Origin of the sequence: Pseudomonas congelans (assembly GCF_900103225.1) — a bacterium.
Taxonomy (GTDB): Bacteria; Pseudomonadota; Gammaproteobacteria; order Pseudomonadales; family Pseudomonadaceae; genus Aquipseudomonas; species Aquipseudomonas congelans.
Map to the genome: position 1 here is coordinate 760,439 of NZ_FNJH01000002.1, position 21,292 is coordinate 781,730.

At 60.6% G+C, this 21,292-nt stretch carries 20 protein-coding genes and 1 riboswitch; of the genes, 10 read left to right on the forward strand and 10 right to left on the reverse strand.

All coding sequences use genetic code 11. The features are described from left to right. Positions 1 to 157: 157 nt before the first annotated feature. Positions 158 to 886 (reverse strand): pyrimidine utilization regulatory protein R, encoded by a 729-nt coding sequence (rutR, locus tag BLR20_RS10530; protein WP_025991114.1) that lies wholly within the window; start codon positions 884 to 886, stop codon positions 158 to 160. 282 nt (positions 887 to 1,168) lie between these two features. Between rutR and rutA the strand changes: the two genes are divergently transcribed. The 6 genes from rutA to BLR20_RS10560 all read left to right on the forward strand — a co-directional run bounded on the left by rutA (position 1,169) and on the right by BLR20_RS10560 (position 6,163). Then, complete coding sequence (rutA, locus tag BLR20_RS10535; RefSeq protein ID WP_010437657.1) at positions 1,169 to 2,251, forward strand: pyrimidine utilization protein A; 1,083 nt, start codon at positions 1,169 to 1,171, stop codon at positions 2,249 to 2,251. Next, complete coding sequence (rutB, locus tag BLR20_RS10540) at positions 2,251 to 2,988, forward strand: pyrimidine utilization protein B (RefSeq protein WP_054993150.1); 738 nt, start codon at positions 2,251 to 2,253, stop codon at positions 2,986 to 2,988. The genes rutA and rutB overlap by 1 nt, the downstream gene beginning before the upstream one ends. A gap of 10 nt (positions 2,989 to 2,998) precedes the next feature. Continuing rightward, positions 2,999 to 3,382 (forward strand): pyrimidine utilization protein C, encoded by a 384-nt coding sequence (gene rutC / locus BLR20_RS10545; RefSeq protein WP_003317005.1) that lies wholly within the window; start codon positions 2,999 to 3,001, stop codon positions 3,380 to 3,382. Between the two features lie 41 nt (positions 3,383 to 3,423). Then, the gene (rutD, locus tag BLR20_RS10550; protein ID WP_010437660.1) at positions 3,424 to 4,203 is read left to right on the forward strand and encodes a pyrimidine utilization protein D; all 780 of its coding nucleotides are present in this window, start codon (positions 3,424 to 3,426) and stop codon (positions 4,201 to 4,203) included. Positions 4,204 to 4,216: 13 nt separating this feature from the next. Continuing rightward, positions 4,217 to 4,753 carry an NADH-dependent FMN reductase RutF gene (rutF, locus tag BLR20_RS10555; protein ID WP_054993149.1) on the forward strand — a complete coding sequence of 179 codons (537 nt, stop codon included), beginning with the start codon at positions 4,217 to 4,219 and terminating at the stop codon, positions 4,751 to 4,753. A gap of 228 nt (positions 4,754 to 4,981) precedes the next feature. Beyond that, positions 4,982 to 6,163 (forward strand): cyclic di-GMP phosphodiesterase, encoded by a 1,182-nt coding sequence (locus BLR20_RS10560; RefSeq protein ID WP_054993148.1) that lies wholly within the window; start codon positions 4,982 to 4,984, stop codon positions 6,161 to 6,163. 24 nt (positions 6,164 to 6,187) lie between these two features. Here the strand turns inward: BLR20_RS10560 and BLR20_RS10565 are convergent, their stop codons facing one another. From BLR20_RS10565 to BLR20_RS10585, 5 genes are all read right to left on the reverse strand, one after another. Beyond that, a complete protein-coding gene (locus BLR20_RS10565) occupies positions 6,188 to 8,917 on the reverse strand; it encodes a winged helix-turn-helix domain-containing protein (RefSeq protein ID WP_054993147.1) in 2,730 nt (909 codons plus the stop codon). Between the two features lie 209 nt (positions 8,918 to 9,126). Continuing rightward, positions 9,127 to 10,491 (reverse strand): DUF1329 domain-containing protein, encoded by a 1,365-nt coding sequence (locus BLR20_RS10570; RefSeq protein ID WP_054993171.1) that lies wholly within the window; start codon positions 10,489 to 10,491, stop codon positions 9,127 to 9,129. 28 nt (positions 10,492 to 10,519) lie between these two features. Continuing rightward, positions 10,520 to 12,457, reverse strand: a complete 1,938-nt coding sequence (locus tag BLR20_RS10575; RefSeq protein ID WP_004406890.1) for a DUF1302 domain-containing protein — start codon at positions 12,455 to 12,457, stop codon at positions 10,520 to 10,522. 309 nt (positions 12,458 to 12,766) lie between these two features. After that, on the reverse strand, positions 12,767 to 14,449 hold the full coding sequence (locus BLR20_RS10580; RefSeq protein WP_054993146.1) for a fatty acid--CoA ligase: 1,683 nt from the start codon (positions 14,447 to 14,449) through the stop codon (positions 12,767 to 12,769). A 168-nt stretch (positions 14,450 to 14,617) separates the two neighbouring features. Beyond that, a complete protein-coding gene (locus BLR20_RS10585) occupies positions 14,618 to 15,250 on the reverse strand; it encodes a LysE family translocator (RefSeq protein ID WP_054993145.1) in 633 nt (210 codons plus the stop codon). A gap of 240 nt (positions 15,251 to 15,490) precedes the next feature. Here BLR20_RS10585 and BLR20_RS10590 point away from each other — a divergent pair, with 240 nt between their 5' ends. Both BLR20_RS10590 and BLR20_RS10595 read left to right on the forward strand, forming a co-directional pair. Beyond that, positions 15,491 to 16,489 (forward strand): class I SAM-dependent methyltransferase, encoded by a 999-nt coding sequence (locus tag BLR20_RS10590; RefSeq protein WP_054993144.1) that lies wholly within the window; start codon positions 15,491 to 15,493, stop codon positions 16,487 to 16,489. A gap of 38 nt (positions 16,490 to 16,527) precedes the next feature. Next, positions 16,528 to 16,666, forward strand: a riboswitch (yybP-ykoY riboswitch). 69 nt (positions 16,667 to 16,735) lie between these two features. Further along, on the forward strand, positions 16,736 to 17,320 hold the full coding sequence (locus tag BLR20_RS10595; RefSeq protein WP_003365548.1) for a TMEM165/GDT1 family protein: 585 nt from the start codon (positions 16,736 to 16,738) through the stop codon (positions 17,318 to 17,320). Between the two features lie 55 nt (positions 17,321 to 17,375). Here BLR20_RS10595 and BLR20_RS10600 read toward each other — a convergent pair whose 3' ends face one another. From BLR20_RS10600 to BLR20_RS10615, 4 genes are all read right to left on the reverse strand, one after another. Beyond that, entirely contained in the window at positions 17,376 to 18,194 is an 819-nt protein-coding gene (locus BLR20_RS10600; protein WP_010437680.1) for a M48 family metallopeptidase, read from the reverse strand. Positions 18,195 to 18,377: 183 nt separating this feature from the next. Continuing rightward, positions 18,378 to 19,007 carry an SOS response-associated peptidase gene (locus BLR20_RS10605; RefSeq protein WP_003365552.1) on the reverse strand — a complete coding sequence of 210 codons (630 nt, stop codon included), beginning with the start codon at positions 19,005 to 19,007 and terminating at the stop codon, positions 18,378 to 18,380. 29 nt (positions 19,008 to 19,036) lie between these two features. Further along, positions 19,037 to 19,297, reverse strand: coding sequence for a putative signal transducing protein (locus BLR20_RS10610; protein WP_010437683.1), 261 nt, complete (start codon positions 19,295 to 19,297; stop codon positions 19,037 to 19,039). Then, positions 19,297 to 19,479 (reverse strand): CPXCG motif-containing cysteine-rich protein, encoded by a 183-nt coding sequence (locus BLR20_RS10615; RefSeq protein ID WP_003318204.1) that lies wholly within the window; start codon positions 19,477 to 19,479, stop codon positions 19,297 to 19,299. Before BLR20_RS10615 ends, BLR20_RS10610 begins: the two co-directional genes overlap by 1 nt. Before the next feature lie 106 nt (positions 19,480 to 19,585). Here BLR20_RS10615 and BLR20_RS10620 point away from each other — a divergent pair, with 106 nt between their 5' ends. Together BLR20_RS10620 and BLR20_RS10625 are read left to right on the forward strand one after the other, a co-directional pair. Beyond that, positions 19,586 to 20,749, forward strand: coding sequence for a 1-acyl-sn-glycerol-3-phosphate acyltransferase (locus BLR20_RS10620; protein WP_054993143.1), 1,164 nt, complete (start codon positions 19,586 to 19,588; stop codon positions 20,747 to 20,749). A gap of 273 nt (positions 20,750 to 21,022) precedes the next feature. Continuing rightward, positions 21,023 to 21,229, forward strand: coding sequence for a hypothetical protein (locus BLR20_RS10625; protein ID WP_003346138.1), 207 nt, complete (start codon positions 21,023 to 21,025; stop codon positions 21,227 to 21,229). Positions 21,230 to 21,292 lie beyond the last annotated feature (63 nt).

The window sequence follows — 21,292 nt, forward strand, 5'->3', positions numbered from 1 at the left end:
ATCCATGCCAGTACAGGAAAAGCGCTATGGAACAACGACCTGACGCCATCGAGACGAATAAAACAGATCAAATGGTCTGAATCGGAGCACTTGGTTTGTGCAGGATGCCCGCGCACTGCGCGGGCAAAGTGCGCGGGTCAGGTGCGGGGAAGCCCATTCACGCCTTGCGCGGCAGGATCCCGTCCAGAACCATGCTGCGCAGGCTCGCCAGCACCTCTTCGAAAAACGCCGGATCATCCAGCGTCTTGCCGGTCACGGCCTCGACCTGAGTGCGAAAGTCGGCGTAATGCTGGGTGGTCGCCCACAGGGTGAAAATCAGGTGGTGCGGGTTGACGGGGGCCAACTGGCCGCTGTCGATCCAGTGCTGAATCACCGCCACCTTGGCCTGCACCGTGTCACGCAACGGGTGCTGCAACTCGCCCTGAATCAGCGGTGCGCCCTGCATCACTTCCATGCAGAACAACCGGGACTCGGCCGGGTGATCGCGGGACATCTCCAGCTTGGCCTTGATGTAGGCGCTGATCGCCTGCACCGGCTCCTTGTCGGCGGTGAAGTGCACCAGCGGGCTCAGCCATACCTCGAGCAACTGGCGCAGCACATTCAGGTACAGGTCGTCCTTGCTGCTGAAGTAATACAGCAGGTTGGTCTTGGAGACGTCCGCCAGGCTCGCCACCTGATCCAGGCTGCTGCCGTGCACGCCATAGCGGGAAAATATCTCCAGCGCCGCATCGAGAATCAGCGTGCGCTTGCCTTCCATCAGGCGCATGCGCCGCTTCAGGGACGTCGCACTGGGCTCGCGGGTCGTCTTGACCACGGTCTCTGGCTTGGCCTTGCGCACGCGCTTGTTCGCCGGGTCAGCCAGGGGAGGTTTCTTGTTCACGCACATCCATCCAGTGATGCCGAAATGAGCGGGCATCTTAACGGGCGCAGCTGTTTTGTCGATACGGATGGCCTGCGCCGTCAACGCTGCCCCATCTGCGTGCGCCTTGCACAAACCAAGTGCTCTGATTCAGACCAAATGGTCTGAAACAAACGATAAAAAATTTCAAGCCTTTGAATAAAAACAACAAAAATTTTTGGCCCGCTTAATGCAGAAGATGATTGAGAGACGATTCAAGTGCCGCCAGTCGCGCTTTGGCACGCATCGACCCACGCAGAGAGGCCTCATATGGACATTGGTATCTTCATCCCCATCGGCAATAACGGCTGGCTGATTTCCAGCAACGCTCCGCAATACATGCCGACCTTCGAGCTGAACAAACAGATCGTGCAGAAGGCCGAGGGCTACGGCTTCGACTTTGCGCTGTCGATGATCAAGTTGCGTGGCTTCGGCGGCAAGACGCAGTTCTGGGAACATAACCTGGAGTCTTTCACGCTGATGGCCGGCCTGGCCGCAGTCACCAGCCGGATCCAGTTGTTCGCCACCGTTGCCACCCTGACCATCCCGCCGGCCATCGCCGCGCGTATGGCCTCGACCATCGACTCGATCTCCAATGGCCGCTTCGGGATCAACCTCGTCACCGGCTGGCAGAAGCCGGAATACGAGCAGATGGGGCTGTGGCCGGGCGACGAGTTCTTCCATACCCGCTACGAATATCTCGCCGAATACGCTCAGGTGCTGCGCGATCTGTGGGCCACTGGCAGCAGCGACTTCAAGGGCGAACATTTCAGCATGCAGGACTGCCGCGTCAGCCCTCGCCCACAGGGCGACATGAAGCTGATCTGCGCCGGTCAGAGTGAAGCGGGCATGGCGTTCTCGGCGCAATACGCCGACTACAACTTCTGCTTCGGCAAAGGCGTCAACACACCCACGGCCTTTGCGCCGACCGCACAGAAACTGATCGAAGCCAACGAAAAAACCGGCCGCAACGTCACCTCCTGCGTGCTGTTCATGATCATCGCCGACGATACCGACGAAGCCGCACGGGCTCGCTGGGAGCACATCAAGGACGGTGCCGATGAGGAAGCCATCGCGTGGCTGAGCGAAAAAGGTTCGGCGGATAAAAGTGCCGGTTCCAACCTGCGGCAGATGGCCGACCCGACCTCAGCGGTCAACATCAACATGGGCACGCTGGTGGGGTCGTGGGCCACGGTGGCGAGAATGCTCGACGAGGTTGCCAGTGTGCCGGGGACTCAAGGCGTGATGCTCACGTTCGATGATTTCGTCAAAGGGGTCGAAGATTTCGGCGAGAAGATCCAGCCATTGATGACCAGCCGCAAGCACATCGCGCAGCTCAAGGAGGTGGTCTGATGACGACCTCGGCAACCGTCGCAGGCGTTGACCTGCCGGACGGGCAGCCCGCCCGCGAGCTACCCGCCCGTCCCGAACCGCTGCGCATGAAACCGGGCGAAACCGCGCTGGTGGTGGTCGACATGCAGAACGCCTACGCATCGCTCGGCGGGTATCTGGACCTCGCCGGGTTCGATGTCAGCAGCACCGGGCCGGTCATCGCCAATATCAACAAGGCCTGTGCCGCCGCACGTGCAGCAGGTATTCCGGTGATCTTTTTCCAGAATGGCTGGGACCCGGCCTATGTAGAGGCCGGTGGTCCCGGCTCACCGAACTGGCACAAGTCCAACGCTCTGAAAACCATGCGCAAGCGCCCGGAGCTCGAAGGGCAATTGCTCGCCAAGGGTGGTTGGGACTACCAGTTGGTCGACGAACTGACGCCGCAGCCTGGCGACATCGTGGTGCCGAAAATCCGCTACAGCGGCTTCTTCAATTCCAGCTTCGACAGCGTGCTGCGCAGCCGCGGCATTCGCAACCTGGTGTTCACCGGCATCGCCACCAATGTCTGTGTCGAGTCGACCCTGCGCGACGGTTTTCACCTGGAATATTTCGGCGTGGTGCTGGCTGACGCGACCCATCAGGCGGGCCCCGAATTCGCTCAGCAAGCCGCGCTGTTCAACATCGAAACCTTCTTTGGCTGGGTTTCCAGCGTCGATGACTTCTGCACCACTTTCAGCCCTGTCGGGCAACCTTCGTGAGGACACCAGCATGACCAAGAAAGCGATCATCCCTGCCGGCACCAGCAAACCCATCGCGCCGTTCGTACCGGGCTCAATGGCCGACGGCGTGCTCTATGTCTCGGGGACGCTGCCGTTCGACAAGGATAACAACGTGGTACACGTCGGCGACGCCACCGCGCAGACCCGTCACGTGCTGGAAGCCATCAAAAGCGTGGTCGAGACTGCGGGCGGGACGATGGACGATGTCACGTTCAACATGATCATGATTCGTGACTGGGCCGACTACGCCAAGGTCAACGAAGTGTATGCCGAGTATTTCGCGGGCGAGAAGCCAGCCCGTTACTGCATCCAGTGCGGTCTGGTCAAACCCGAGGCGCTGATCGAAATCGCCAGCATCGCCCACATCGGCTGAATCGCGACTGTGGGCAGTTGATGCCCACCCGGAGAAAACCCATGTTCCATGAGTTTCATGCCTGCCAGCATGCCGATGCACCGACCCTGGTGCTCAGCTCCGGGTTGGGCGGGTCTGGCCGTTACTGGGCGGATGACCTGGCAGTGCTGACCCGCGACTACCGCGTACTCGTCTATGACCATGCCGGAAGCGGACGCAGCCCTGCGGTGCTGCCGGCGGATTATTCGATCCGGCACATGGCTATCGAGTTGCTGGCCCTGCTCGATTCACTCGATATCCAGCGCTGCCATTTCATGGGCCATGCACTGGGCGGCCTGGTGGGTCTGGAACTGGCCCTGCTGCGACCGGAGCTGCTGCAAAGCCAGGTACTGATCAATGCCTGGAGCAGTCCGAATCCGCACAGCGCGCGCTGCTTTTCAGTGCGCAAAAAACTGCTGCTGAACAGCGGACCGGAGGCCTACGTGCAGGCCCAGGCGCTGTTCCTCTACCCGGCGGACTGGATCGCCGCCAACGGCCCGCGGCTGGCCGACGACGAAGCCCACGCTCTGGCGCACTTTCCCGACACCGACAACCTGCTGCGGCGCATCCATGCGCTGGAAACCTTCGACGTGGAGGCCGATCTTTCACGCATCCACACCCCGACCCTGCTGATTGCCAACCGCGACGACATGCTGGTGCCGTGGCAGCAATCCCGGCACCTGGCCAACGCTCTGCCCAATGCAACGCTGGTGCTGCTGGACTATGGCGGCCATGCCTCGAACATTACCGATCCACTGCCCTTCCAGCGCGCCCTGCTCGCTTTTCTCAGTATTCACCCCTGAAAGGACTCATCCCATGCCTGCCTCCACTGCAACTCACGCCATTCCGCCCATCACTGCTATCAGCCAGTTGGCGTTTCGCGATGCGATGTCCAGCCTTGCAGCCGCCGTCAACATCATCACCACCGACGGCCCTGGCGGACGCGCCGGCTTTACCGCGACCGCGGTGTGCAGCGTGACGGATCAACCGCCGACACTGCTGGTGTGTATCAACCGCAGTGCGTCGGTGTATGACACCTTCATCGAGAACGGCACGTTGTGCGTCAACACGCTGGGCAACGGTCAGCAAGACTTGTCCAACCTGTTTGGCGGCAAGAGCTCACAGCAGGAGCGCTTTGCCTGCAGCCAGTGGGAAACCGGAGTGACCGGCGCGCCGATCCTCGACACTGCCAGACTGTCGCTCGACTGCAAGGTGAGCCAGTCGGTCAGCGTCGGCACGCATGACATTCTGTTCTGCGAGGTGGTGGATATCAGGCGTCAGGACGGCGCAGACGCACTGGTGTACTTCGCCCGTGGCTATCATCACCTGCCGGTCGAAACGCCAATGGCCTGAAGGTTTTGCCGGCTGACTGGCGGATTTGCGGAATGGAATAAATAGACATGATTTTTTATGACAGCTCCGTATACTGGCATTCTGAGATTAGGATGATCCTTGCAGTCCACGAGGTGAAGTCATGTCGATCAATAGCGCCTGCATTCTGCTGATACCCGCCAGCAGTCCATCGGATGCTCGTCGCGCTTACCCGCCGCCTGCCATGCCTAAGCACGCTGGTGGCTGAGCATGCTGAAAAAGATACCTGTGGCCGATCTTGCCCTGGGCATGTACATCCACAAAATCTGCCGCCGCTGGACCAATGATCCATTCTGGATAGGCCTGGTCGAAGTTGTACTCGATGATGTTGAAGTGCTTGAGCGCATTCAGCAATCGGGCACCAAAGAAGTCTGGATCGAAACCGGCAAAAGCCGTGTCCTGGCCCCCCAGCCCTTAGCACCATCGGCCAGCGACGATACAACTCCGGCCAGTCTCGAAAAGGAAATCCTGCGCGCCACGGTGATCTGCGGGCGGGCCAGAGATGCGGTCATGTCCATGTTTACCGAAGCGCGCATGGGCCGGGCCATGGATATCGACAATGTGCAGTTGCTGGTGGAGGAAATCTCCAACTCGATTCTGCGCCATCCGCACGCGCTGATCAGCCTGTCACGCCTGAAGACGTCCGACGAATACACCTACATGCATTCGGTGGCGGTCTGCGCGTTGATGGTTGCGCTGGCCAAACGCATGGGCATGCCTGACGATCAGGTGCGTGAGGCGGGCGTGGCCGGGCTGATGCACGATATCGGCAAAATGCTGATTGCCCCGGCGGTGCTCAACAAGCCGGGTCGCCTCACACGTGGCGAATACGAGATCATGAAGGCCCACCCCGAACTGGGCGTGAAGATCCTCATGAAGACACAGCCCGTTGCGGCGTCGGTTATTGACGTCTGCCTGCATCACCATGAAAAGGTCGACGGCTCGGGCTACCCGCACGGCCTGAAAGGCGACCAGATCAGTATCTTTGCGCGCATGGGCGCGGTGTGCGATGTGTATGACGCGATTACCTCCGACCGCCCTTACAAAAAGGGCTGGGGTGTTGCCCATTCGATTCGCGAAATGGCGTCGTGGAAGGGGCACTTTGACGATGTGGTCTTTCAAAGCTTCGTCAAGACCGTGGGTATTTACCCGATCGGCACACTGGTACGCCTGGAAAGCGGGCGCCTCGGCGTGGTGGTCGAACAAGGTCAGGCGTCGCTGCTGACACCGAAAGTGAAGGTTTTCATGTCCGCGCGCACCGGCAAGACGTTCGCCGCGCAAGTCATCGACCTGGCTTGCTCTTCCGACCCGGACGGGATCATAAGAATCGAAAAACCCACCGACTGGGGACTGGAAGAAGTCGACACGCTGTGGGCAGGCAGTCCGGCCTGAGTGGCCCGGTAAACGCCAGCGTCGTCAACCCAGCAAGCCCAGTGTCTTGGCCCTCGCCACCGCTTGAGTACGGCGCTCGACCCCCAGCTTGCTGTTGATGTGGCTGGCGTGGGTCTTGACGGTGTGCAGGGAGATGAACAGCTGCTCGCTGATTTCCTGGTTGGAACAGCCCTGTGCAATCAATTGCAACACGCCCAGTTCGCGCACGCTGAGGCAATCACTGCCATGTGCCGGCTCGGGCGACGGCGTGCAACAGGCCGGGAGCTTTTCCAGCAATGCAGCTCGAACCCGGCAGGGTGGCAGTTGCAGAAGTTGCTCATGCAGCCACTGGGGGTGCTCGGCAAGCAACACCTTGAAGGGTATCAATGCACCACCGGAGGCTGCGGGCAGGCTGCGCAGCAACAATGCCCGCGCCTCGTCGCGTCGCATCAGGCTCAGCAGCAAGCCGATCTGCTGGGTCATGGCGATCAGTTCAAGCAGTTTCGCCCCCACCTCATGAGCGCGCCGTTCGAGTCCCAGCAGGCGCTGCTCGCAGGCAACGCCGTCACCCTGCAGTCGCTCGAGTACGGCACGCTGCAATTCTATGTGTTGCGGCAGTTGTGGATGGCACTCGGGAGCCGCAGCGCCTAGAACGCCGTTGTAGGTCTGCGTCAGGCGCAGCAGCCAGGCTTCGGCAAGGTCCGTGCGCCCCTGTAACAGCCACAGCTCGCATTTGACCAGGGTAATCATCGCCAGGTAGTAGATCGGCGGCACATCCCAGATGTGCATCAGACGTTCGGCTTCGGCGAGTTCGGCGAAGGCTTCGGCAAACCGGCCGGAGCAACCTTCCAGGGTGGCGATCACACAGTGACCGATCAGCACGCTGATGTCGCGACAGGCGCGTGCCTCGGCCAGACCGGCCAGCAATAACGCCCGCCCCTCGTCCACCTGCAGGCGCAGGGTCAGCAAGTAGCCTTCATACAGCGTCAGACGCGCGCGGACCGCGTACAGCCGAACGGTGGACAAACCTTTGAGGCGTTGCTGCCCCTGCCGCACCTCATCAAGCGCGCGCAGAATTTCGCCCCGGGCCTGCAGGACTCTGGCACGGTCGTAATGCGCCAGCGCCTCGAACAGCGGATTGGCGACCCGCTGAGCCAGTTCCAGCGCATCGCGATTCAACACGCGGGCGCGCCATAGATCACCGTTGGCAACCGCGAGATTGGCCAGTGTCGAGAGGCACAGTAGCCGCTGGCCATAGCGTTTTTCCGGCAGGCTCAGCAGGGCTTCGGTGCAGTAGCGCTGAGTCTTTTCACTGTCTCCGCGACCGCGGGCGATGATGCCGCTGAGCGCCAGCCATTGGGCAAGCATGGATTTCTGAGCGGTTGCCGAGGGCGCTGGCAGAAACCGGCTCAGTTGATTGGCTAGCTCTTCGGCGGCATCCAGCTGGCAGGCCAGCCCCAGCGCCCAGGCGTAGAGCACGATCAGGCGTGGCGTACTGGTCAGCAGGTCATCCGGCAAATCCATCTTCCAGCGCAGCAGCATGCCGACATTCTGTTCGGCCAGCAGCTGTTCTTCGGAGAGGTTCTGCACCAGATTGGCTGCTACATCCAGGTGCCCGGCGCGCAACGCCTGCTCGACCGCTTCGTCCAGTTGGCCCTGAGCGCTGAACCAGCGGCAGGCATTGAGGTGCAGGCGGGTCGGTGGTGCACCGGTCGCCTGACGAGCGCGCAACAGATCGGAAAACAGGTGGTGGTAGCGAAACCAGTGGCCCTGCTCGTCCAGCGGCACCAGAAAGACCTGATGCGCCTGCAGATAACGCAGCATCTCGGCGCTGTCGTGACAATCCCGCGCAGCATTGCACAGCTCGGCGCAAAAGCGTTCCAGGCAGGCAGTGTCGTAGAGAAACGCCTGAACATCGGCAGGCAGGCAGTCGATCACTTCTTCAAGCAGGTACTCGCGAATCAGCACCTCACTGCCGCGCAGAGCCTGGGGCAAGGCGCTTTCATCACCGGCTTCGGACGCCGCCAGCAACCAGAAGCGCAGCCCGGCGACCCAGCCTTCACTGCGCTGAATCAGGCTTTGCAACGCCTCGCTGTCGAGCGAGCCGCTGTGCCGGTCCAGCACTGCCATGGATTCGGCGTGCGTGAGGCGCAGGTCCTGTTCGTTGATTTCCAGTAACTGCCGCGTCAGACGCAAACGTGCCAGATGCCAGTCCGGGCGCTGGCGGCTGGTCACCATGACCACCAGCCCGGCCGGCAGATGATTGAGAAGGAATTGCAGGCAGCGATCGAGTACCGGCCCCTGGGCCAGATGATAGTCATCGAGCACCAGCAACAGCGGCTTGCTCAGCATCAGGTGCATGGCCAGTTCGTCGAGCAGACTGTCGAGCCACTCCTCGAAGGCAAACGGCTGGTGGCGCTGGCGCATCTTCAGCAGGCCCATCGCCTGCGCGCCCAGGTGCGGGAAGAACTGTTGAAGGCTGACCAGCAAACGCTCGAGAAAACGGCCCGGGTCGCTGTCCCGCGCGCTCAGCCCCAGCCATACGTTTTGCCAGTTGTCCGGCAACCCCTGACAGAACTCGACGGCCAGCGAACTCTTGCCGAACCCGGCCGGGGCGCAGACCAGCAGCAGCCGGCCGCCCAGCCCTGCATCGAGACGCTGACACAGGCGCGAACGGGGAACATAACCCTCAGGGAGAGGTGGACGGAAAAATCGCCCTTCCAACGCAGGAATCGCGCCGTCTGCAAACCCTTGCATTCGGGACAGATCAGTCATGGCCGGCTCGTGTGGGAATCGTTGTTTCGGCATCGCGGTGTTCGGAGACTAGCGGGTAAGTCGCTACTTTTGAAAGGTCATCACCGAAAAGACTGTAACAAAATTCCTACAGCTTATGAGGCCGCTTCCCACACCTGAAAAAGCCCCGATCAAGGGGCTTTTCAGGCGCACAGGGCAGGCGCTGATCTACAGCGTGTATCGGTCAGGTATCAACGAACCCCTTCCTGACGCAGCGCGTTGGGGGTGAAGTCGCTGGTACCGGCCGTGAAGCCGAACTCGTAGGCTTTCTTCTCTTCGTTCTTCATGCCCAGCGCCACATAGCGACCCGATTGCAGGTCGTACAGCGTTTCTACCGCGTACCACGGCACTTGCTTGTCGTAGTAGTTTTCCGAGTGCGCCTCGGCCACGCGCCACAGCTGACCACGCCCGTCGTAATGGTCGATGACGGCGGCCTGCCAGGTGTCTTCATCGATGAAGAAGTCACGCTTGGCATAGATATGACGCTGCCCTTCCTTGAGGGTGGCCGTCACGTGCCAGACGCGGCGCAGTTCGTAGCGGGTCAGGTTCTGGTTGATATGGCCAGCCTTGATGATGTCGGCATACTTGAGCGTCGGATCGTCGAGTTTGTGGCTGTTGGAGGCGATGTACATTTCCTGCTTGCCGATCAGTTTCCAGTCATAGCGATCCGGCGCACCGTTGTACATGTCGAGGTTATCGGAAGTGCGCAGCCCGTCGGACGCGGTACCCGGCCCGTCGTAGGACACCTGCGGCGCACGCCGCACGCGGCGCTGACCGGCGTTGTACAGCCACGCCGAACGCGGCTCCTTCACCTGATCGAGGGTTTCATGCACCAGCAGCACGCCACCGGCCAGACGCGCCGGGGCAGTGACTTCCTGCTTGAAGTAGAACAACACGTTGCCCGGATTTTTCGGGTCGAAATCCCTCATCTTGTCGCGAAACACGAACTGATCGGAGAAATACACCAGGCTGTAGGAGCCGTTGGGCTGTGGCGTGGCCTGGGTGACCAGACGCTTGACGCTGCCGCCCCGGTAGCGGGTGATGTGGTTCCAGATGACCTCGACGCCGCTGGCCGGGATCGGGAACGGTATGGCCGTGTCGAAGTTTTCCAGGCCGCTGCCGCCACCGACCAGCTTGGTGGTGGTGGCATTCTTTTTGATCGCGGCGAACACGTCATCCGGCACGGTAGCGCCGCGATGGGTCGGGTAGACCGGAATCCGGTAGCTGTCCGGGTAGCGCTTGAACATCGCGTATTGACCCGGAGCCAGCTTGTCCTTGTACTGCTCGACATTGGCCGCGGTGATGATGAACAGCGGTTTTTCACTGGCATACGGGTTGGCAAGGAAACCCTTGCTGTCCACCGCCCCGGCGTTCTTCGGCATCGGGCTCCAGGCCGGAATGGTGTTGGCCGCATTACCGGCCTTTTCCGCGCCCATTGGCGTCAGCGAGGTGCCCAGCTTTGCCGCTTCGGACTCGGACACCGCAGCCATCACACCCGTCGCCAGCAGCGACATACCCAGAGCACCAGCCTGCAACAGACTTTTTGTTATTTTCATGTTCATCGTCATCCTGAAAACCATGTTCTTAGAAGTTCATGCCGAAGCTCAGCGCCACGAAGTCCCGGTCATCGACCGTGGTGTACTTGCCATCAAAGAAGTTGGTGTAGGAAAGGTTCGCGGTGTAGGTGTTCTGGTACTCGGCATCGAGCCCCAGGCTGACAGCCTTGCGCCCCTCTTCGAAGTTGCCGCCAGGGCCGGGTGAATAGCCTTTGACGTCATGCGACCAGGCCACGCTCGGCTTGAGGTTGACCCCGGCAAACACGCTGTTGTAATCCCAGATGGCGCGGGCGCGGTAGCCCCACGAGTTGGCGGTGGTGAAGCCGTCGTCTTCGCAGTAGCGGGTCAGGTTGTTCTGCTCGGCACCGGTCAGCGTGCCGGCGTTCAACGTTGCGCACTGACCGCCAGGCAGCGGCCCAGGGCCGTACACCGGATCGCGGCCGTAACGGATTTTCGAGGTGCTTTCGAGCCCGCCCACGTGAGTCCAGCCCACTTCACCGACCACCGTCAGACGCTCTGCGCCCATGACCTGATCGAAGAACTGGGTGAACGTGGTCTGCATCTGGGTGATTTCTTTGCGGCGATAACCGGCTTGATCCGTATTCGGCTGCCCGCTGAGTAGCGACACGTTGGGGTTGAGCGGCGAAATCCCCGAATAGAGGATGTCAGTGGTATTGACCTGAATCGGTGCGTTGGGGCGGTAGCTGATCTCGCCGCTCCATGCCGTGCCGGTGGGCAGCGTAGTCGAGAAGCTCAGGCCGTACAGACGAATGTCTTCGGGGTATTCGACGTAGTAACTGGAGTTGCCTGCCACTACCACCGGCAGCAGGCTGGGGGCCAGCGCGGCGGCAGTGCTGGCAGGAATGCCGTTGCGAACCAGCGAACCGACCAGCCCTTGCGGACTGAACGATGCAGCCGACCCACCGCGCCCGCTGAAAATCGGTGCCCGGCTGTGGTAATTCATCATGTACGCGCCGAACTCGGTGTCCAGCGGCTCGAAGTTGTAACGCAAGGCGAAACCGAACTGACCGCTGTCACGCGCATCGCGGTCAGGGCCCCGGCGCACCACCGCGCCCTCATCCGGGTTGCCGAACACTACGCCCTGCTGCGACAGCGAATTGAACACCGCACCCCGCGCGCCAGCTGGCAAACCGGCCGCCGTCAGCGAGCTGTTCAGGCCGCTGCGACTGCGCAATACCGCCAGGTTGTTGTTGCAGCCATCGGCAATCACATCGGGTTGCGAGAAGAAGGTGCCGCAGTTGTCGACCACCGTCTGGTCCCATTCCAGCTGGTAGAAACCTTCGGCCGACAGGTTGTCGGTCAGGCTCTGGGACAGGTAGAACATGTTGACCGGAATCAGGCCTTCCTTGATTTCCGAACCAGGTCGCCGGAAGGCCGAGACATCGACCGGGTTGACGCTGTTGATGCCGCCCTGAATGAAGGTACTTTCACCCCAACTGATGACCTGCTTGCCGAAGCGCACCGCGCCCGGCTGATCGGCAATCGAATAGTTGTGATAGACGAAAGCGTCGAGCAGCTGGAACCCGGACGACTTGGCGCCCTCCTTGCGGCCCGAGTCGCTGATGTCCTTGAACTCCCGGTTTTCATCCTTGAGCTCGAAGTCGTACCAGTATTTGCCGCGCAGGAAAACGCCGGTATCGCCGTACTTCAATTCCAGATCATGAATGCCCTTGAAGATCTTCGAAAACGTCTCCCCACGCTTGAAGTTCAAGTGACCGTCGTCGGATGTCTGCGACAGTCCCCGCCCGCCGTTGTTGGCGCCGATCAGGTTCTTGTTGGGATTGGCAGTCGACCAGCTCGCGCCCACCGACAGCGACGAGTCGAAACTGCCTTCGATCTCGCCGACGTTGAAGGTTACGGCAAAGGCCGGGCCGGCGAGCGAAGAGGCAAGGCTGACAGCCAGAGGCAGCCTGGCCCGACGCCAGAAGGGGGATGTGCTTGTCATCGACGCTACTCCTTGTGTTTTATTGTTATGGCGGTGGGGAAATCCAGAAACGAATCAGTCATCGAATCAACACACACGCCAGGTCCGTTCTTGCCATTCCCGGTGCTGACTATAGCCAGCACGCTCTGACGCTAGATCCCTCTAAAGTGTGATTTGCACGACCAACGCCTCTGGACCGCCCGTTTCCGGGAAGCCGCCAAAAAACATGTGGCGGGGAGGATGGCGTAATTTGCAAATTTGGCAAGTCACAGAGCAGGACCTGCAGCGCAGACACGTGCCGTCGCCGACGCATACGGCACGCCCAAGGTGTCAGAGGGTCGAGAGAAAGGCACTGTTGCTGCTTTGCCACTCCACGATGTCCAGGCGCATGCGTTTCTTGTCCAGCTTGCCGACGCTGGTCTTGGGAATTTCGGTAACAAGCGCGATCTGGCTGGGAATGGCCCACTTACTGAGGTGACCTTGCTCGACAAAGGGCTTGAGATGTTCCTTCAAACCCTTGGCGTCGAGCTGGTGGCCATCGCGAATAACCAGCAAGGCAAACGGTCGTTCACCCCATTGCGGATCGGCGATGCCGACCACTGCCACTTCGCGCACTGCCGGATGGCGACTGCACAAATCTTCGAGTTCCAGGGAAGACACCCATTCGCCACCGGTCTTGATCACGTCCTTGATACGGTCGCGAATATCGATGAAACCCATGCCGTCCAGCGTCGCCACATCGCCGGTGTGCAGCCAGCCGCCGGCCCACAACTCGGCGCCTTTATCTGGCTCGCGAAAGTAGCTTCCGGTCAGCCAGGGCGCACGCAACACCAGCTCCCCTTGAGTTTCGCCGTCGGCCGGGAGGAAGTTGCCTTGTTGATCGATGATGGCAGCTTCCACCAGCATCCCCGGCACGCCGGCCTTGATCCGGTAGGTGATGCGCTCGTCTTCACTGCCCGCTTTCAACTCTTCATTGATGTGCGCTACGGATATGAGCGGTCCGGTTTCAGACATGCCGTAGGCGGCAGTAAGCTGGATGCCACGGGATTTGGCGGCCTGGTACAGGCTGCGAGTCAGGGAGCTGCCGCCAATGATGATCTTCCAGCCGCCGAAATCGACGTCCTGGGCAGACTTGGCGTTCAGCAGCATTTGCAGAATGGTCGGCACACAATGGGAGAAGGTGACTTTCTCCCTGCGCCAGAGCTCCACCAGCAGCTCGGGCTCGTAGCGGCCGGGATACACCTGTTTCAGACCGAGCATGGTTGCCGCGTAGGGAATGCCCCAAGCGTGCACGTGAAACATCGGCGTGATCGGCATGTAGACGTCATCGGTGCCCAGCAGCCGGGTGCTGTCGATACAACCCATGATGGTCGCCACGCCCATGGTGTGCAGCACCAGTTGACGGTGGGTGAAATACACCCCCTTGGGGTTGCCTGTGGTGCCGGTGGTGTAAAACGTGGTGGCGACCGAGTTTTCGTCGAAATCCTCGAACACGTATTCGGGGCTGGCCGCCGCCAGCAAGGTCTCGTACTCGCCCACAAGATTAGGCAGATCGGCGGTCTTGTCTGGCAGGTCGGTCAGAAGCAGGGTCTTTTCGACAGTGTTCAGGTGTCCGGACATGGCCTGGTACAGCGCCGTGAACTCGCTGTTCACCAGCACCAGACGGTCATCGGCGTGGTTGATGGTGTAGGCGATCTGCTCTGGAGAAAGCCGCACATTGACGGTGTGGATGACCGCGCCGATCATCGGGATTGCGAACATGCATTCCAGATAACGGTGGCTGTCCCAGTCCATCACTGCCACGGTGTCGCCGGCTTTCACCCCCGCCGCCGTCAGTACGTTGGCCAGGCGACAGATGCGTTCGTTGAGGGTCGCGTAGGTGTAGCGGGCCGAATCACGGTAGATGATTTCGCGCGTCTTTTCATAACGACCGCCCGACAACAGCAGGCGCTTGATCAACAGAGGGCACTGATAAGCGCCATCGGCGGGCGCAAGAACGCGAGTCTGTAACATATGAAGCCCTTTTCAAAGTCCATAGGCGTGCTGAAAATATGCACTCTAGGGCTTCCGGCTGCCAGTGAAATCAGTAAAAGGGATGATTTGCCGAGACGCCCCGCGCTGTCTGCAAGGGGCGTCCGGACTGCTGCGTACGCTCGGTGATAGGCGTCCTGACTTCAGCGTTCAACGGACCTCGGTCAGTGCCAGTTTGATGCCCAGCGCGATCAGCACGCCGCCCATGGCCCGGTCGAACCAGTGCCCCATGCGCGCGAATCCTGCGCGCACCCGGGCCTGGCTGAACAGTCGCGCCACCAGACAGAACCACGCCGCCGTCGCCACTGCGAGGTACACGCCGTAACCGCCCTGCACCAGCAATGGGGTGTGCGGATTGATCACCACGGTGAACAACGAGAGGAAGAACAGCGTCGCCTTGGGATTCAGGCCATTGGTGACAAAACCGCTGATGTAGGCCCCGCGCGCCGTGCGCTCGCCGGGAGTGGCCTTGATGGCGGCCTCCCCTGCCGCGACTGCCGGTTTGGCGCGCAACGCCTTGATGCCGATGTACAGCAGATACGCAGCGGCTGCCCATTTCAGCGCGTTGAACAGCACGATGGACTGGGAAACGATAATTCCGATCCCCAGCAGCGAATAGCCCACATGCAGGAAGATCGCCGAGCCGACGCCCAACGCCGCCCAGGTCCCGGCCTTGCGTCCATGGGTCACGCTTTCACGCACCACCACCGCGAAATCCGGACCAGGACTGGCAACCGCCAGCAGGTGAATCAGCGCAACGGTAAGAAATTCTGCCAAGTACATGTAGGACCTCCTGGAGAGTTGATATCTGACCCGGCAGATTACGCTGTCTGATGTCCTCGCAACAGGTGCCGACATTGATGCGATGCGTCCTTTTGGCGACGCAGAGCGTCGAGAACTGCATCAGTGCGGAACGATCATCTCGATTATCGTGCGACGCTCAGCGTCGCATGCCGTTCCGGACGCTCCGCGTCCTCCTGGACCATATCCTGTTAGACTGCGCGCTTTTTCAGGAGCCATTCCATGGACCCGCGCAGTGAAGTGTTACTCCGTCAGGCCGAGCTGTTTCAGGGCTCGCTGTTGTTGGTCGGGCTGCCCGCCGATGACCTGCTCGGAAAACTGCCGGACGCACGTGGATGGTGCTGGCACGCCGGTGATCAGGCGGCCCTGGACGCACGTTTTGAAGGACGCGTGGATTTCGGCGTCGAGGCGCCACAGACCGCCTTTGAAGCCGCCGTGCTGTTCCTGCCCAAGGCGCGTGACCTGACCGACTACCTGCTCAATGCACTGGCCTCGCGACTGGCCGGACGCGAGCTGTTTCTGGTCGGCGAGAAACGTGGCGGTATCGAAGCGGCTGCCAAGCAACTGAGCCCGTTCGGTCGCGCGCGCAAGCTGGACAGCGCACGTCACTGTCAGCTGTGGCAGGTCACCGTCGAGCACGCACCGCAAGCCGTCACTCTGGAAAGCCTCGCCAGGCCCTACCAGATCGAATTGCAGGACGGCCCGCTCACCGTCGTCAGCCTGCCCGGCGTTTTCAGCCATGGCCGCCTCGACCGTGGTTCAGCCCTGTTGCTGGAAAACATCGACAAGCTGCCCAGCGGCAACCTGCTCGACTTCGGTTGTGGCGCCGGAGTGCTGGGGGCGGCCATCAAGCGTCGTTACCCTCACAACGAAGTCATCATGCTTGATGTCGATGCCTTTGCCACCGCAAGTTCGCGCCTGACACTTGCCGCAAATGGCCTGCAAGCCCAAGTGCTGACCGGTGACGGCATCGACGCAGCACCGATGGGGTTGAACACCATTCTGAGCAACCCGCCGTTTCATGTCGGCGTTCATACCGATTACATGGCAACGGAAAACCTGCTGAGAAAAGCACGCCAACATCTTAAATCAGGCGGCGAACTGCGCCTGGTGGCGAATAACTTCCTGCGTTATCAGCCGCTGATCGAGGAGCACGTCGGGCAGTGCGAAGTCAGGGCTCAGGGCAACGGTTTCAAAATCTACAGCGCCAAACGCCCCTGAAATAAGCACTTGCCGAAACGTTTTCGCGGAGGCAGAATCCGCTCCGTCCTAGGGGAGTAGTCTCCCACGAGCGCCATGCTCGTCCGGCACGTATCAACATACTTGGTCCTCAGATCATGGTACGTGCGACCCGGAATCCGCTCAGACGGATCGGTGGTTTGACAAGACCTATGACACGAACACCTTACCCGGGGCGGGGAGGTCGTACGTGTCATAGCCGTGTCGGCCCGCCCCTTAGGAAACCTGATGCTGGAATCATTCTTAATCCCTACCGCAGTGGTCGCACTCGCCGAAATCGGTGACAAGACGCAGCTGCTCGCGCTCATTCTCGCTGCGCGCTTTCGCAAGCCATGGCCAATCATCGCCGGCATCGTCGCCGCAACCCTGGCCAACCATGCGGCGGCCGGCGCTGTAGGTGCCTGGTTCAGCAGTTATCTCTCGGACGCAGTGCTGCACTGGATTCTCGCCGCCAGCTTTACCGCCACGGCGCTGTGGACACTGGTTCCGGACAAGATGGATGACGACGAAGCCAGCACGGCACGCAAGTTCGGTCCGTTCATGACGACGCTGATCACGTTCTTCATTGCTGAAATCGGTGACAAGACGCAGATCGCCACGGTGATGCTGGCGGCGCAGTATTCCTATCTGTGGCTGGTCATTCTGGGCACCACGGTGGGCATGCTGCTGGCCAACGTGCCGGTGGTACTGGCGGGCAATTTCGCCGCCGAGAAGCTGCCGCTGACCCTGATCCGCCGACTGGCTGCCTGCGCATTCTTCGTGCTGGCGCTGGTGGCGGTTTACAAGGCGATGCAGGTCAGCGGCTGGGTGTGATGCGGGCCGATAGCATTGCGAAGACAACTCGCAATGCTATCGGCGATTCATCCACTCAGGATTTAGCGGCTTTCTGGTACAACGGCATGACTTTCGGTATCGCAGCCTGCAACGAAGCGATGCGACTTTCCGAGGCCGGGTGAGTGCTCATGAACTCAGGCTGCGAACCACCGGAGTTCTGGGTCATCTTCTGCCACAGGGTAATCGCCGCATTAGGGTTGTAGCCAGCGCGCGCGGCCAGTTCCAGACCGAGCAGATCGGCTTCGTTCTCGTTACTGCGGCTGTTGGGCAGCGTCAGGCTGTAGTTGACCACCGTGTCCGCCAGCGCCAGGCTGTCCTGTCCCAATCCCAGAAAGGCACCTGCGCCCTGCTTGGCCATTGAAACACCGTATGCCTTGGACATCGCTTCACGCCCGTGCTCGCGCAGGGCATGGGCGATCTCGTGGCCCATGACCGCAGCGATCTCATCGTCGGTCAGTTTGAGGGTATCGATAAGACCGCTGTAGACAATGATCTTGCCGCCAGGACCACAGTTGGCGTTCAGCTCGTCACTTTTGATCAGGTTGACTTCCCACTGCCACTGCGCCGAATCAGGTCGCAATTTGGGCGCCTGGGCAATCAGTCGATCGGCGATTGCATGAACCCGCTTGGCATTGGCACTGGTGGTGTCCAACACCCCTTTGCTGGTCGCCTCGCCAACGGTCTGCTGGTAGGACTGGGCGTACATTTTGTTGACTTCATCCGTGGAGAGCATGCTGAACATGTACTGTTTGCGCTCCACACCGACCGAGTCGCCACTCGTGGTATTGACTGCCTGACACCCGCCGAGCAGCAACGCAGCGCTCAAGGCACAGAAGGCAAATGAAGGACGCATGGTGTATCTCCTTGTCTATGAAACGGTCAGTCCCGGGGCAGACCTCTGCGCCAGATACCGGCCAACTGGCATCTTGGTCTTTGACAGGGGTGGATGGTTCCCGCAGGTGTGTCCAGTTTGTATCAGATGTACTTCAACGCGGATATCGGATTTGTCCGATTCGGTGCTTTTTGCCCTGCCCGACTAGCTTAATGGCGTGAGGCACTCGGGCGCATTCAGCTTGGGATCATTGACCAGATTGGCCAGAGGCCTTTCACGCAGCGCCGTCTGCGGGGCAGCCAGCAACGCTTGCAGGGTCGGCAGCGGCGTGTCGGCGGCCAGCCAGTCTTTCTGGCCCTTGGCATCCAGAATCAGCGGCCGACGCTGGGTCGCAGCCGCCTGGGTGACCACCGCGACGCTCAGGTAAGTATGCCCCTGCACCGGATAGGCTTCCCAGATCGCGGCGAAAAACAGCGCGGCGCCCTCCCCCGGCGTCAGCCAGAACGGACGCTTGCGCACCGTGCCCCGCCATTCGTAAAAGCCGTTGGCGGGGAGCAGACAGCGGCGATGGGTGAAGGCATCGCGAAACATCGGCTGCTCGGCCACGGTCTCGGCGCGGGCATGGGCAGGCGTTTTCGACAGGTCGGTGAGCCAGGCCGGCGTCAGGCCCCAGCGCGCACGCACCAGTTCGATACCGTCAGCGTTCTCGGCAGCACGCATGATCAATACCCAGTCGGCTGGCGAAATATTCCATTGCGCCTGCTGATCGGCAGGAAAACCGGGCAAGGCGGCAAAGGCGGGGGTCCAGCGAAACAGGGCGTAGCGTCCACACATGGGGGGTAATCAGACTCGTTTGAAGGTGCTCAGCACACCAGTACATCGGGGAAGTCGTCCGGCTCATCGCCAGACAGGGGCGAGGCGCTATTGTACGCAGTGATCAACGCTCGTGCGCGAGCGACCTGCGCATCTTCGACCTTGAGTGCCAGAAGCCCCAGCCCCGGCAGCTCGCCCATCGCCCCGAGCAGATCGCGACCGGCCAGATGCGCGTCGATGCCTTCGCTGGCAAGCATCGCCAGCAGCAACTCGGCCTCCATCAGGTTCTCGGGCTCGTAGATCTTCTGCATCACTCGTTCTCGCTGCGAACGTCCAGATTCCAGTCTTCGCCGTCGGTCTGCAGGTCGAAAACGATCGGGCGGCAGCAGACCGGACAGTCTTCAATGTACTGTTGATCGCCACCGGAAAGGTCCAGCACGGCTTCGACAGGTTCGCCGCAATAAGGGCAGTCGTAACTCTGTAATTCCTGCATCACGGTCTCCGGGGTCAGTTATGCGTATAATTGACCCATTCTTCAGAAGGCAGTTTTAACAAATCCGTCTTCTTTTTACCCTATTCGATTCAAACAAGAGAGCATGATGGGCGAATTTGATGCCATCCGACCTTACAACGATGCAGAAGTCCCCGCCGTCTTGGCACGTCTGCTGAGCGACAAAGCCTTTCTCGCCATTCTGACCCGATTTCGCTTTCCCCGCCTTGCGGGCGCATTCGGCTGGCTGCTGCAGCCAACCCTGGCACGCAAGCTGCGCCGCGAGTTCGCCGGTATCGACTCGGTCGCCACGCTGCAGGACAAGGTTGAATATTACGTCGACCACACCATCGAACGCGCCACGGACGGGGTCACCTACACCGGCGTCGAACAACTGAAGTCCGGTTGCGCCTACCTGTTTCTGGCCAACCATCGCGATATCGTTATGGACCCGGCGTTCGTCAACTATGCCGTGTACCACGCAGGTCTGCCCACTCCGCGCATCGCGATTGGCGACAACCTGCTGCAAAAGCCATTCGTCAGCGACCTGATGCGCCTGAACAAGAGCTTCATCGTGCACCGCTCGATCATTGGGCGGCGCGAGAAGATGGCGGCTTATCAATTGCTGTCGGCGTATATCAATCACTCGATCACCAAGGACTGCCAGTCGATCTGGATCGCTCAGGCCGAAGGCCGCGCCAAGGACGGTGACGACCGTACCGAGTCGGCGATCCTCAAGATGTTCCATATGAGCCGCAAGGATGAGCCGTTTGGTGACGTGATTCGTTCGCTGAACCTGATCCCGGTGTCGATCAGCTATGAGTATGATCCGTGCGACAGCGCCAAGGCCCGCGAGCTTTACATTCGTGCGACGACCGGCGCCTACACCAAGACGCCGGGCGAAGACGACGTGAGCATTGCACTGGGGATTACCGGCTATAAAGGCCGTGTGCACGTTAACTTTGCACCGCCGATCACCGAGCATTTCGAGGACACCAAGCAACTGGCCATCGAGATGGACCGGCAGATTCTCGGCGGCTATCGGCTGTTCCCGGTGCATTACCTGGCGTATGCGCAATGGAGCGCTGCCGATCCGGCGCTTGAAGTGCCCAAGGCTGAAGCGCTGTTCCCGGCAGATGAGCTCGACCGCGCCAGGGAAGAGTGGGAAAGCCGCCTGGCAGGCACGCCGATCGAGCATCGCCCTTACATGATTCAGCAATATGCGACACCAGTGCGCAACCAGTACCGCGTCAAGGCAGGGCTCGCGCTTTAAGAACTGGAACGTCTATCGTACCCATGCTCTGCGTGGGTACGCCGTTCTGGACGCTCTGCGTCCGACCTTGAGCGCGTCAGCGCTGTTCCCACGCTGGAGCGTGAGGAACGATAGGTGCACGGGAGAGCACGTATCATGCCCATGCTCCGCACGGTCATCCAGTCCCCGAAATATCCTGCATGAAAATTCTCTGCCACTGTCACCCCAGCGTCATACTTCGCCTGCATTGTGTGGCTCCTCGAGAAACGGACTTCCCTCTCTTTGGAGCTTGTCATGCTGCATGCAAAAAATCAGGATCGCCTTTATCTCATCGCCCCAAGCGATGAGCAGCAGGAGTTGATCGATGGCCTGGCCTTCAATGTTCAGGACCGCCACTGGCTGGTCTACTGCGCACTGGGCGGGCATGTTCATCATGATTTGCCGGATCTGGATCAGGACACGGGCTTGAGCTTCCTCGACTTCTACCAGCAGGCAGCCTGATACCAAACCCTGAACAGCAAAAAGCCCGGCCCCCTCAACAGGGGCCGGGCTTTTTTTATCGCA

Bases quoted from the DNA above. Each gene is read 5' to 3' on its own strand.
- rutR (WP_025991114.1), bottom strand. From the start codon at position 886: ATGTGCGTGAACAAGAAACCTCCCCTGGCTGACCCGGCGAACAAGCGC.
- BLR20_RS10560 (WP_054993148.1), top strand. From the start codon at position 4,982: ATGCTGAAAAAGATACCTGTGGCCGATCTTGCCCTGGGCATGTACATC.
- rutC (WP_003317005.1), top strand. From the start codon at position 2,999: ATGACCAAGAAAGCGATCATCCCTGCCGGCACCAGCAAACCCATCGCG.
- BLR20_RS10580 (WP_054993146.1), bottom strand. From the start codon at position 14,449: ATGTTACAGACTCGCGTTCTTGCGCCCGCCGATGGCGCTTATCAGTGC.
- rutD (WP_010437660.1), top strand. From the start codon at position 3,424: ATGTTCCATGAGTTTCATGCCTGCCAGCATGCCGATGCACCGACCCTG.
- rutF (WP_054993149.1), top strand. From the start codon at position 4,217: ATGCCTGCCTCCACTGCAACTCACGCCATTCCGCCCATCACTGCTATC.
- BLR20_RS10575 (WP_004406890.1), bottom strand. From the start codon at position 12,457: ATGACAAGCACATCCCCCTTCTGGCGTCGGGCCAGGCTGCCTCTGGCT.
- BLR20_RS10615 (WP_003318204.1), bottom strand. From the start codon at position 19,479: ATGCAGGAATTACAGAGTTACGACTGCCCTTATTGCGGCGAACCTGTC.
- BLR20_RS10570 (WP_054993171.1), bottom strand. From the start codon at position 10,491: ATGAAAATAACAAAAAGTCTGTTGCAGGCTGGTGCTCTGGGTATGTCG.
- BLR20_RS10605 (WP_003365552.1), bottom strand. From the start codon at position 19,007: ATGTGTGGACGCTACGCCCTGTTTCGCTGGACCCCCGCCTTTGCCGCC.
- BLR20_RS10600 (WP_010437680.1), bottom strand. From the start codon at position 18,194: ATGCGTCCTTCATTTGCCTTCTGTGCCTTGAGCGCTGCGTTGCTGCTC.
- BLR20_RS10595 (WP_003365548.1), top strand. From the start codon at position 16,736: ATGCTGGAATCATTCTTAATCCCTACCGCAGTGGTCGCACTCGCCGAA.
- BLR20_RS10610 (WP_010437683.1), bottom strand. From the start codon at position 19,297: ATGCAGAAGATCTACGAGCCCGAGAACCTGATGGAGGCCGAGTTGCTG.
- rutA (WP_010437657.1), top strand. From the start codon at position 1,169: ATGGACATTGGTATCTTCATCCCCATCGGCAATAACGGCTGGCTGATT.
- rutB (WP_054993150.1), top strand. From the start codon at position 2,251: ATGACGACCTCGGCAACCGTCGCAGGCGTTGACCTGCCGGACGGGCAG.
- BLR20_RS10585 (WP_054993145.1), bottom strand. From the start codon at position 15,250: ATGTACTTGGCAGAATTTCTTACCGTTGCGCTGATTCACCTGCTGGCG.
- BLR20_RS10590 (WP_054993144.1), top strand. From the start codon at position 15,491: ATGGACCCGCGCAGTGAAGTGTTACTCCGTCAGGCCGAGCTGTTTCAG.
- BLR20_RS10620 (WP_054993143.1), top strand. From the start codon at position 19,586: ATGGGCGAATTTGATGCCATCCGACCTTACAACGATGCAGAAGTCCCC.
- BLR20_RS10565 (WP_054993147.1), bottom strand. From the start codon at position 8,917: ATGACTGATCTGTCCCGAATGCAAGGGTTTGCAGACGGCGCGATTCCT.
- BLR20_RS10625 (WP_003346138.1), top strand. From the start codon at position 21,023: ATGCTGCATGCAAAAAATCAGGATCGCCTTTATCTCATCGCCCCAAGC.